The organism is Ureibacillus galli, from assembly GCF_014836845.1.
GTDB classification, from domain to species: Bacteria; Bacillota; Bacilli; order Bacillales_A; family Planococcaceae; genus Ureibacillus; species Ureibacillus galli.
Map to the genome: position 1 here is coordinate 1 of NZ_JACSQA010000008.1, position 11,529 is coordinate 11,529.

Annotated in this window: 13 protein-coding genes and 8 tRNA genes; 1 reads left to right on the plus strand and 20 read right to left on the minus strand. The window is 36.3% G+C overall.

Annotated elements, in window-relative coordinates; genetic code table 11:
- Positions 1-169: 169 nt before the first annotated feature.
- From H9636_RS07350 to acpS, 20 genes are all read right to left on the minus strand, one after another.
- A tRNA-Gly gene (locus H9636_RS07350) sits at positions 170-243 on the minus strand.
- A gap of 14 nt (positions 244-257) precedes the next feature.
- Positions 258-334: transfer RNA gene (locus H9636_RS07355), tRNA-Arg, on the minus strand.
- A gap of 20 nt (positions 335-354) precedes the next feature.
- A tRNA-Leu gene (locus H9636_RS07360) sits at positions 355-440 on the minus strand.
- A gap of 56 nt (positions 441-496) precedes the next feature.
- Positions 497-571, minus strand: a tRNA-Lys gene (locus H9636_RS07365).
- Between the two features lie 8 nt (positions 572-579).
- Positions 580-654 (minus strand) — tRNA-Gln (locus tag H9636_RS07370).
- Position 655: 1 nt separating this feature from the next.
- Positions 656-731: transfer RNA gene (locus H9636_RS07375), tRNA-Asp, on the minus strand.
- Positions 732-760: 29 nt separating this feature from the next.
- A tRNA-Glu gene (locus H9636_RS07380) sits at positions 761-835 on the minus strand.
- Position 836: 1 nt separating this feature from the next.
- Positions 837-911, minus strand: a tRNA-Asn gene (locus tag H9636_RS07385).
- 211 nt (positions 912-1,122) lie between these two features.
- Positions 1,123-1,587 carry a SprT family protein gene (locus H9636_RS07390; RefSeq protein WP_191706982.1) on the minus strand — a complete coding sequence of 155 codons (465 nt, stop codon included), beginning with the start codon at positions 1,585-1,587 and terminating at the stop codon, positions 1,123-1,125.
- Between the two features lie 100 nt (positions 1,588-1,687).
- A complete protein-coding gene (locus H9636_RS07395; protein WP_191707079.1) occupies positions 1,688-3,862 on the minus strand; it encodes a Tex family protein in 2,175 nt (724 codons plus the stop codon).
- Between the two features lie 165 nt (positions 3,863-4,027).
- Positions 4,028-4,807 (minus strand): RNA polymerase sigma factor SigB, encoded by a 780-nt coding sequence (sigB, locus tag H9636_RS07400; protein WP_191706983.1) that lies wholly within the window; start codon positions 4,805-4,807, stop codon positions 4,028-4,030.
- On the minus strand, positions 4,785-5,258 hold the full coding sequence (gene rsbW, locus H9636_RS07405; protein ID WP_191706984.1) for an anti-sigma B factor RsbW: 474 nt from the start codon (positions 5,256-5,258) through the stop codon (positions 4,785-4,787). Before rsbW ends, sigB begins: the two co-directional genes overlap by 23 nt.
- A complete protein-coding gene (locus H9636_RS07410; protein WP_191706985.1) occupies positions 5,245-5,580 on the minus strand; it encodes an STAS domain-containing protein in 336 nt (111 codons plus the stop codon). Before H9636_RS07410 ends, rsbW begins: the two co-directional genes overlap by 14 nt.
- A 69-nt stretch (positions 5,581-5,649) precedes the next feature.
- The gene (locus tag H9636_RS07415; protein WP_318241008.1) at positions 5,650-6,654 is read right to left on the minus strand and encodes a PP2C family protein-serine/threonine phosphatase; all 1,005 of its coding nucleotides are present in this window, start codon (positions 6,652-6,654) and stop codon (positions 5,650-5,652) included.
- A gap of 4 nt (positions 6,655-6,658) precedes the next feature.
- Positions 6,659-7,048, minus strand: a complete 390-nt coding sequence (locus H9636_RS07420) for an anti-sigma regulatory factor (protein ID WP_191706987.1) — start codon at positions 7,046-7,048, stop codon at positions 6,659-6,661.
- A 298-nt stretch (positions 7,049-7,346) separates the two neighbouring features.
- Complete coding sequence (locus H9636_RS07425; protein ID WP_122972929.1) at positions 7,347-7,697, minus strand: type II toxin-antitoxin system PemK/MazF family toxin; 351 nt, start codon at positions 7,695-7,697, stop codon at positions 7,347-7,349.
- Positions 7,698-7,701: 4 nt separating this feature from the next.
- The gene (locus H9636_RS07430; RefSeq protein ID WP_225230136.1) at positions 7,702-7,932 is read right to left on the minus strand and encodes a transcriptional regulator; all 231 of its coding nucleotides are present in this window, start codon (positions 7,930-7,932) and stop codon (positions 7,702-7,704) included.
- A gap of 200 nt (positions 7,933-8,132) precedes the next feature.
- A complete protein-coding gene (alr, locus tag H9636_RS07435) occupies positions 8,133-9,254 on the minus strand; it encodes an alanine racemase (protein WP_191706989.1) in 1,122 nt (373 codons plus the stop codon).
- Positions 9,255-9,347: 93 nt separating this feature from the next.
- On the minus strand, positions 9,348-10,322 hold the full coding sequence (locus tag H9636_RS07440; protein ID WP_404817744.1) for a LolA family protein: 975 nt from the start codon (positions 10,320-10,322) through the stop codon (positions 9,348-9,350).
- A 141-nt stretch (positions 10,323-10,463) separates the two neighbouring features.
- Positions 10,464-10,817: a holo-ACP synthase gene (gene acpS / locus H9636_RS07445; RefSeq protein ID WP_191706991.1), complete on the minus strand. Its 354-nt coding sequence runs from the start codon at positions 10,815-10,817 to the stop codon at positions 10,464-10,466.
- Between the two features lie 61 nt (positions 10,818-10,878).
- Between acpS and H9636_RS07450 the strand changes: the two genes are divergently transcribed.
- Complete coding sequence (locus tag H9636_RS07450) at positions 10,879-11,487, plus strand: rhomboid family intramembrane serine protease (RefSeq protein WP_191706992.1); 609 nt, start codon at positions 10,879-10,881, stop codon at positions 11,485-11,487.
- Positions 11,488-11,529: the final 42 nt, after the last annotated feature.

Sequence of the window (11,529 nt, forward strand, 5' to 3'; positions counted from 1 at the left end):
GCACGCCGCCAGCGTTCGTCCTGAGCCAGGATCAAACTCTCCATAAAAGAAAATTTGATAAAGCTCAAATTTTTGCTGGCATCATAATGATGTCCAAAATTTTGTTTCAACAATTAAGTTGAAACTATATTCATTAACGTTTTGTTGTTCAGTTTTCAAGGTTCAAATATGGAGCGGGTGATGAGAATCGAACTCACGACATCAGCTTGGAAGGCTGAGGTTTTACCATTAAACTACACCCGCGTATGAAAATATTATGGCGCGCCCGGCAGGAGTCGAACCCACAACCTTCTGATCCGTAGTCAGACGCTCTATCCAATTGAGCTACGGGCGCGTATGAAATGTATTGCAACTTGGTGCGGCCGAGAGGACTTGAACCTCCACGGGGTTGCCCCCACTAGGCCCTCAACCTAGCGCGTCTGCCATTCCGCCACGACCGCGTTCAATGAAGACACTATTAATTATACACCAATAAATACATTTGTCAAATAAAAACTGGTGAGCCATGAAGGACTTGAACCTTCGACCCTCTGATTAAAAGTCAGATGCTCTACCACTGAGCTAATGGCTCTTCAAAAATGGCTGGGGTACCAGGATTCGAACCTGGGCATGACGGAATCAAAATCCGTTGCCTTACCGCTTGGCTATACCCCAATGGCGGTCCCGACCGGGATCGAACCGGCGATCTCCTGCGTGACAGGCAGGCATGTTAACCGCTACACCACGGGACCAACATTTTGAATTTTTTTAAAAATATAAGTGGTGACCCGTACGGGATTCGAACCCGTGTTACCGCCGTGAAAGGGCGGTGTCTTAACCACTTGACCAACGGGCCATGGCTCCGAAGGTAGGACTCGAACCTACGACCGATCGGTTAACAGCCGATTGCTCTACCACTGAGCTACTTCGGAATATTTGCGACTCATCTTGTCGACTTTTATTATTATAGAGAGAGTTATAAATAATGTCAACACTTTAAACAAACTTTTTTTATTTTTTTATAAAAAGCCTTTAAACCCCTTATTTCTTAAGGGTTCGTAAGCTACTAGTAAAACAATAGCTATTATAGAATGTACACTTTTATAAAAAAACATACAATCATTTATTTAACTCTTTTTCATTTCAGTTATCTTTATGAGAAGCAGTGATTAAATGCCCACGACATTTTCCGCAACGATATTTGTTTACATCCATTCTTCTTTTTCTTTCATACCGTTGTTTACATTGAACACATTCATAAATATAAAGCTTTGTACTACGGCTCTTCTTTTCTTCTATCGTAGAACAAAAACGTGGTGCCCCTACCTTTTTTAACAATGTTCTAAAATCTGTATCGCGGTGTTTATAACCCATTCCTCTTATATGAAGATGATAATGACATAGTTCATGAAGAATAATTCCCCTTAACTCTTCCATCCCAAATTTTTCGTACGATTTTTTATTAAATTCTATATTATGACTTCTTAATAAGTAACGACCACCAGTTGTACGCAACCTACTATTGAAATATGCTTTATGTAAAAAAGGTTGCTTAAAATATTCCATTGATAATTTTTCTACTAATAATTGTAGTTGCTGATCCGTCATCGTTATCCCCCCGCGTACAAATGTACCATATCCATTCAAATCGCTGCAAAATATGAAAAAACTCTGATTAATAAGCAAACTATTAATCAGAGTTGGTGTATTATTGGTTTATTTGGTTTTCAGGGGGAATCATCGTTAAAGAAATGCGACCCTTTTCTACTTCTACCTTCTCTACCCAAACTGTGACAATATCACCTAAAGAAATGACCTCTAAAGGATGTTTTATACGGCGTTTTTGAAGTTTAGAAATATGAACTAAACCATCTTGTTTTACACCAATATCGACAAAAGCTCCGAAATCGACCACATTTCGCACAGTCCCTTGTAGTTCCATCCCTACTTTTAAATCTTCCATTTTTAATACGTCTGTTTTCAATAACGGTTGTGGGAATGCATCGCGTGGATCTCGAGTCGGTTTCATTAATGTGTCAACAATATCTTTGACTGTTACTTCACCTACTTCTAATTGATTACTTAATGCCGTTAAATCTATAGCACCAAGTGCTTCCTCACACTGTTTACTGCCGACATCCTTCTTCGTTAATCCAACAGTTGCCAAAATTTCTTCAGCTAACTTATAGCTCTCTGGGTGGATTCCAGTTGCATCAAGGGGATTTTTAGCCTCTGGAATACGTAAGAAACCGATTGCTTGTTCATATGTTTTTGCCCCTAAACGAGGAATTTTCTTTAATTGGGTCCGGGAAGTGAATTTCCCATTATCACTTCTTGCATTTACAATATTTTCAGCTACGGTCTTTGACAAACCAGATACATACTGTAAAAGGGAAGCGGATGCTGTATTTACATCGACCCCTACTTGGTTTACTGCCGTTTCTACAATAAAAGTTAATGACTCTGCTAGTTTCTTTTGTGAAACATCATGTTGATACTGGCCAACCCCAACAGCTTTTGGTTCGATTTTTACAAGTTCGGATAAAGGATCTTGCAATCGACGAGCAATGGACACAGCACTTCTTTGTTCAACTTGTAAGTCAGGAAACTCACTTCTTGCAACTTCAGATGCGGAATAAACAGATGCCCCTGCCTCGTTAACTATAACGTAAGCAACTTCCCTTTCAACTTCCTTTAACACATCTGCTATGAATTGTTCTGTTTCCCGAGAAGCCGTCCCATTTCCAATAGCAATAATTGAAATTGGATACTTTTCTAAAATCTCCCTAACTACTGATTTTGATTTTTCCACATCGGGCTTCGGTGGGTGTGGGTAAATAGCAGTTACTTCTAACATTTTTCCCGTTTCATCAACTACTGCTAATTTACAACCTGTTCGATAAGCCGGGTCTACCCCTAACACCATTTTACCGCGCATCGGTGGCTGTAATAGTAGACTTTTCAGGTTTTCAGCGAAAATATGAATGGCTTGTTCTTCTGCTTTCTCCGTTAATTCATTTCGTAACTCCCGCTCAATCGAAGGCTGAATTAATCGTTTATATCCATCTTCAATCGCTTCTTTTACATGGGATATAGATGGGGAGGAAGAATTTATAGGCAACCATGCCTTTTCCATTAATTGAACTACACGATCCAGCGGCACTTGGATAGTCACTTTTAAAATATCTGCCTTTTCCCCACGGTTAATAGCTAATGTTCTATGCGGCACAATGTATTTTACTGGTTCTTCATATTCATAATACATTTCAAATACTTTCTTCTCGTCTTTTTCCGCATCCTTAACAGAAGTAACAATACGCCCCTCTCTCCAAGAAAGCTTACGCAATTGATCCCGTATAGCGGCATCATCTGCAAAACGTTCAGCTAAAATATCTTTTGCTCCCATTACTGCATCTTCTACTGTATTAACACCCTTTTCTTCATCTAGGAAGGTTAAGGCCAAATCTTCAACATTTTCTTTAGAAAATTTCATCAGTTCATCTGCTAAAGGTTCTAATCCCTTTTCTTTAGCGATAGTTGCTTTTGTGCGACGCTTTTGTTTGTACGGTCTATATAAATCCTCCACCCGCTGTAGCACAGTAGCAGCCTGGATGGATGCTTGTAATTCTTCAGTTAATTTTCCTTGTTCATCGATTAGACGGATTACTTCTTCCTTTCGCTGTTCTAATTGTTGTATGTAATGATATCGATCTTCAATTGATTTAATTTGAACTTCATCTAGTGAACCCGTCGCCTCTTTACGATATCGAGCAATGAATGGAACGGTATTTCCGTCTTCTAATAACTTAATCACTGCTTCTGCTTGATGTGGCTTTACCTTTGTTTCAGTTGCAATGATTTGTAACATTTTCTTTTCTTCCATCATTCCACAGCCTTTCTAGTTTACATAAAATCATTTTAACATTTACTTACTACTTTCTTCTATTGTTCATCATTTCAATCTGTTTAAAATAAAAAAGTCTACTCTTTGATAAACATTTAAAAGAGTAGACTTGTCCTTTTTTTGAATTTCGAGCTTTTATAAAAATCAGCTATTATTCCCAACTGCAATAGCTTCCTGTAGTTTTTTAATCGCCTTACGTTGTATTCGCGAAACATGCATTTGGGAAATTCCTAGTATCTCGCCTGTTTCTTTTTGACTTAGTTCTTCGAAATAAGTTAACTTTAATATTTCTTTCTCACGGTTATCCAAAACTTCCATCGCTTCTACAACTACGATTCTTTGATTCGTCTTTTCGAAACCTTCGTCCTCTTTACCGATTATATCTTGTAGGGTCACTGCGCCCCCATCAGAATCTGCCTCAATAGAATAATCCATAGAAAGCGCTTGGTAACTACTACTCATTTCCATCGCTTCTAAGACTTCTTCCTCTTCGACATCTAAGTATGTAGCTATTTCTTCAATAGAAGGAGACTTTTGTAATTCAGTTGTTAAATGTTCGACAGCAGCTTTTATTTTCGGTCCTAATTCCTTAATACGTCGAGGAACATGGACATCCCAAGTTTTGTCTCGTAAATAACGTTTAATTTCTCCCACAATCGTGGGAACGGCAAATGCTTCGAAACTTTTACCAAAAGACTTATCAAAACGTTGTATTGCTCCTAGTAGTCCAAGCATGCCTACTTGAACAATATCTTCATAATTCGATTTACCATAGGCATATTTTTTCGCTATCGATTCTACATAATTTTTATAATGAATAACTAAATTATTTAAAGAATCATCATCTTTTGAAAGTTGATATTGCTCAATCCATCTTAATATATCATCCTTAGATGTTTGATTATGTGATGATTGTTTTGACATCATCAATCACCTGCTCTCTCGTGACATATTTTGTCATGAAAACAGTGACTCCACCTTCGTTGTTATTTACTCTCACCTCATCCATTAAAGTTTCCATTAAGTAGAGGCCAAGACCACCTTCGCGTAAAAATTCGACATTTTCCTCTTCTTGATACGGTCCAATTTGGGCTTTAATTTCTTCAAAATTAAAACCATTCCCATAATCAGATACCATCACTTCAATTTTATGATCATATAAAGCATGGCCTATAACAATTTCTCCATCGTCGTAAGAGTCATAAGCATGTTGAACTACATTTGTAACAGCTTCGCTAACGGCAATCTTTAAGTCTTCTATTTGGTCATAGGAGAAGCCTACACGAGATGCTAAACCAGACACCGTTAACCGAATCACACCAACATATTGCGGTTTTGCAGGAACTCTGATTTCAATGTAGTCAAATGCTCGCATGGCCTATCCCACCTCTTTCAATATCCATTAATTCACTAAGTCCTGTAATTTCAAACAATCTTGTTAGTCGAGTCGATAAGTTTACTAATTTTAAGTTTACATCTTCTTTTGTTGCTCTTTTATAAAAGGCGACAAATACTCCGAGCCCCGTACTATCCATATAACTTACCTTTGATAAATCTAACTCAACAGATATTTCATTAGAGAGTTCAATTTTTTCTAGTTCCTCTCTAAGAATTGGTGCTGTGAAAGTATCTATTTCCCCTTCTATTAAACCTAAAAGTAGATTCCCTTCTTCCCGAAATTGTATATTGATATCCATTCGGAACACCTCCAGTTTCCCTGTTTTTTCTATTCCCTACTAAAAAGTATTTAAACATATTTTTTAAAATTATTTTTTAATAATGACGATTGTAAAATCATCTTCTAGTTTGTAATTATGTAAAACTTGTAGTTGTTTATGAATGTTATCACACATCTCCTGAGCATTTAGATGCCTACAGGATAAAGCAAGTTCCTTAATATATTGCCGAGGATCAAACTCCTCCCGGTTTCGGAAATCCGTTACTCCATCAGTCATCAAAATGATAAAGTCATTGTCATTTAACTTAATATCCTTTTGAGAATATTTTACGTCAGGTAAAATTCCTAATAGTAATTCCTTTGATTCTAAATCATAATAAGCATTTTCCCTTGAATGATAATAAAGGGGTGGTTCATGCCCTGCTGAACTCCATGTAAAAATGTCCTTTTCTAAGTCGTATCGACCATAGCACATTGATACAAACATACCGTCATCTACACTTTTTTCAATCAATTGATTTAATACTTCAAGAACGTAAGAAGGATTACTATTTGCATATTCCAATGTATCCAAACCGTACTTAACCATCGACATACAAAGCGCAGCGGGAACTCCTTTTCCTACTACATCCGTTACAGCAATACTTAAAAACCTTTTATGATCATGCATAAAATGCACATAATCCCCATTCATTTTTCGAAGAGGGACAGAAATCATTCCTATATCTAAGCCTTCCGGATTTGGAATTGTTGTTTCCAATAATGTATTTTGAATTTTTGCTGCGACTTCCATTTCGATACGCAATTCTTCTTGTTTCATCAATAAACTTTGATGTTCCTTCAGTTTCAACCCGAAGTGGACCATTACCTCGATTAAAAAATCATAAGCATGAATTGTATACTCCGGTAGATCTTCAATGATGTCCTCCAGTGCCTGCTTATGTATACTTATAACTTCTTCTGGAGTCACATTTTTTTGAATAAGTCGTTTTATAAAATTTTGACCAATATATAAATTTCTTTCATTTTGATTATGAATATAATTCGATAATATTGTTTTGTAATCAAGCTTTAGCTGTTCCAAGTAATCCACCATCCTATCTTAGCCATTTTTCAACTTTTACAGTTGTCCCCTTCCCTTCTTCAGAAAAAATATGCATAGAGTCTACTAATCTTTTAACAGAAGACAGTCCTGCTCCGTAAGATTCCCCATCTTCAAGAGCCTTTTGTACATCGGCTATTCCAGGACCTTGATCTATTGAGGTAATTGAAACCCCTTTCTTACCTTCCTTGTTAATTCTTTCAATAATAATTTTTCCTTCACAGGCATATTGAAAAATATTTTTAGCTAATTCACCTATAGCGGTAGTAATCCTAGCTTGATCTACTTTATTAAAACCAATTTGTTTCGCTTGTTTACGACCTAGTTTACGTGCAGTTACAATATCTAATTCTGTTACTATTTCAACCGTTACCTTCTCTGCCATTACTGCACCCCATCTTAGTAGATTTTAGTAATTTTTGTTATAAACCTAATATATATTATCGAGTTACTTAACATCAAATTTAAATCTATAATTAGCTTAAAATTCCGATAATTCAAGGGAGAAAAGTCTTAAATATCAAAAAAATACACCAGGCTATATTTCATAGTTGAGTAGCTTCTTCTATACTATTTATATCTTGTCACCTCCTGTTTTCCTAGATATATTTAAAACCTCAAATTTCCAATAAAAAAGAAATGACCTAAAAGCAGGACTTTTAGGTCATTTCTTTTTTTATGTATTAAAATTTCATTAATCCTAGACTTATTTCCAATGCAACATCCACTTTATCCATAAGCTCTTCATCTAACTGTGTAATCCGATCCGTTAGCCTAGACTTATCTATAGTACGCAATTGTTCAAGCAAAATTACCGAATTGCGCTCAAAGCCGTACTTTTTTGCATCAATTTCGACATGAGTCGGCAATTTTGCTTTTTGAATTTGCGCAGTAATCGCAGCGATGATTACAGTTGGACTAAATCTATTTCCAATGTCGTTCTGAAGGATTAATACGGGTCTAGTACCGCCTTGTTCAGATCCTATTACTGGAGAAAGATCTGCAAAAAACACGTCCCCTCGTTTTACAATCAAAATGTCATCCCCCGCTTACGAGACGCTCTACCATATGTTCCGCTTCATATTCTACATGTAGACATTCGCTACAAATAGACAAATTGATTTGCGACATTTCCACATAGCCTTTCATTAAAGCTTCCCGTATTTGATTTGGTTGCTTGTGCGTAGATAATCTACGAGATGATATATAAACAAAACTTTCATTATCTCGAGATTTTTGCTCAAGAGTTTGATTAAATTCCACTAACATTTCTTGAGGAAATTCTAAAACTTCCTTTAATTCTTCTACTTTTTTCGCGTACAAAACAAGCACCTCCACAAAAACCGTACCATTTCCAAATTCTTTTCTCATTCTATCACCGAATAAGGGAGTTGAAAAGATAGATATAAAAAAAATGTGGCAATCCATGTAGTTTTAACGGTTTTTGATGAAGATTTTGTCGCAATTTATTATTTTCTGTTGTAAATTCTAGGCACTCTCGAGGTAATGATACAAGGAACCTCGTAGTTTATTGTTTCTACTTTTTCTGCCCATTCGTCAATTGTTATTTCATCGTTTTGTTGTTTTCCAATTAAAGTTACTTTTTCACCTATATTATATGCAGCTGGTAATAATATCATACATTGATCCATACAAATTCGACCAATTATTGGTGCGCGTGTTCCATTTACCAATACATGTTGACCACTATATTTCCGAATTAAACCATCAGCATAGCCAATTGGGATTGTCCCAATATAAGATGGTTCAGTAGCCGTAAAAGTTGCTCCATAACCAATCGACTGGCCCGGTTGAATTAATTTTACTTCAACTAACTCAGTTTCTAATGAGAAAGCTGGTTGTAACGGGAACGGTAATTTCGTTTTTACATAGGCAGAAGGTGCAAGCCCGTACATAGAAATTCCAAATCGTACTGCATCATATTGGAGTCGTTGATCCTTTACTAGCATTGTTGCAGTATTGGCAGCATGTACAATTCGCGGTTTAACAGGTAAAGAGCTAATAAACTGTTCAAACTTGGATACTTGATGATTAAAGTAAGTTTCATCTTCTTCATCGGCCGTAGCAAAATGCGTAAATACACCATCAACAAGTAAATTTGAAGAAGAGGAAATTGCGTTATATAAGTTCATTAAGTCTTCTATCGTCGTGACACCTATTCTACCCATGCCTGTGTCGATTTTCATATGTAATTTTAATGGATTAGATAGGGTTAATGCCTTCACTTGATCTACCCAATCAGAAGAAAATACGGTTAAAGTGATATTTTCCTTTGCAGCATAAGGAGCAAAGGAAACAGGGGCATAACCTAAAATCAAAATATCAATATTAGGGAAATGCTTGCGGATATGAAGTGCTTCTTCAGGTGTTGCTACAGCTAGCATGCTTGCACCAGCTTCTATTGCTGTGGCAGCCACCTCTACATCTCCATGTCCGTAAGCATTCGCCTTCACAACTGCAATAATTTGAACACCCTTTTTAAGATGTTCTTTTAAATGTTGAACGTTACGCTTTATTGCCTCTAAATTAATTATGGCTTTGGTTGGACGGAAGTGCTGTATGTTTTGCATTTTTATTTTACCCTCTTCTACAATTTTCAAACTTCAAATTTTTGTCATTTTTAATATATTATATTTTCTCCAACTATCCTGTCCACCTATTTTTTATTTTAGACCGCCTGGCGTTAAAGAACTTGCAACTGCTATCATTTCATCTTTCGTCAAATTATTCGACGCAATAAAGAATGACATGCCATCTCGTTCCCAACTAATCGAGTTATCCGTAATTGCACCAATTGTAAATCCTAAATCCGCCGGATCGCCAGGTGCATATACAGGTAATGTAGAAGTCTCATCATAAACGATTGGTTGTTGTACAAGGGTAAAGGATTTTTCCCCATCAAAGGTTAAAATAACTCGTTCTGACCCTTCTTCAGCAACCTTTTCCTCGTCCGCCAATGTTGCCCAGTCTATCGTAGGATAATATGTTTGGAATTCTGTATTGACTACTTCTGCACTTGCACTAGCAGTTTCTTCCTCATCGGAAAACTTCTCTACTGCATACTCGCTTTCTTTATGTTGCATTCCTAGGTCAATATTTTTAAATGTAATGACCATTTGTTCTTCTTGAGCTTCATTTAATACTGAAACTGAAGTTGGAAGCATTGTTTTCTTATTTACTACAATTTTTTGCGTCGGCATAATACTTTTATGGTTATTTCTTGTTGCTGCAGTAAAGATATAACTCTTATCATTTTCTTCCATTTTCACTTTTTCATCTGCCAATAGATCTTCTGCTAATGCTCCTATTAGGTAGGCTTGGCTATTTTGTTTTGGCCATTCACTTTGGAACTTGTACGTTTTTCTTAAAGAAGGTGTAACCACAAAAACGCCCTCTTTATTTCGGATAATCATCTGTGTAACATCTTCACCTTGTTGAGTAACTTTCACTCGATAAAAATCTGGTTCAGTATGCCAAACATTTACATCGTACACTCTTGGCTCAGTACCTGTTTTAATTTCCATTGAGGCATCGAGTTCATATCCTTTTACATCATTCCATTTGTCGTTTAAATCCTTTAAAACATCCTCCTGTGAATTTCCACCACAAGCAGCAAGCACTAGCACACTTAACAACATGACAATAAAAGCGATTAATTTGTGTCGCAAAACTCCATCCTTTCTTCTACTTTCAGCTCCGTACGTCAAATATATGAGTGGTTGTCTAACTTTATGCTATCACTTTTGGACAACATCCCAAATTATTATTCTGTTATGTAACTATTGCATTAAGATAATTTGGGCTGCTGCATACTCTTTTGTATGAGTAATGCTGACATGTCCACTCACTTTTTTTCCGTCGAAAAATAAAGTTGGTTTCCCTAATTCATCTTTTAACACTTCAATTTGACGAAACTCACATCCTTTTCCTATGCCCGTACCATTCGCTTTTGAATATGCCTCTTTGGCCGCAAACCTCCCCGCTAAAAATTCAACTTTTCTCTGTTCTGACAATTGGTGAAATAGTTCCAATTCCCGTTCAGATAATATTCGATTTTGAAATTTCTCCGAACGTTCCATTGCCTTTTTTATTCTTGGGATTTCTGCTATATCTAGTCCAATTCCTTTTATCATATGGATATTCTCCTTTTATTATTAATAAAATACAATGTATAATGGAGTTAGAGGTGGATATATGTTTATTCGTAGAGAAAATTTTAGCCAATTTATTAAGTTTTACCCTGTTGTAACTACTCTCATTGCGATTAATTTCATTGTATATATTTTAACCATTCTCCCTTTTATCGGAGATTATATATTTTATTCGGGTATGAGTGTTAACTATTTAATTGGTGATGGACAATGGTGGCGTATTTTAACTTCCATCTTTATCCACGGTGGTTTTATACACGTATTATTTAATATGTTTTCATTATTTTTATTTGGTCCAGAGCTAGAGAAGATCGCTGGGAAAGCACGTTTTATTACGATTTATTTACTAGCTGGCATTTTCGGCAATGTTGCTACATTTGTTTTCCAAGAGGGATTTTACAGTAGTGTAGGTGCTAGCGGGGCAATCTTCGGTATTTTTGGCGCCTTTGCCGCACTAGTTTACTATACACGGCGTACGATGCCGCAACTAAAACAAATCATTATGCCCCTTATTATTATAAGTGTGATTATTACGTTTTTATCACCAAATGTAAATGCTGCAAGTCATCTCGGCGGATTAATTACTGGGTTTATACTCGGGTTATCTTATTTTTCCCCGAAAAATATTATTCGCTGGAGAAAAAATTTATAAAAAAAGGCAATCGAATCGATTGCCTTTTTTTGTTCAGAAATT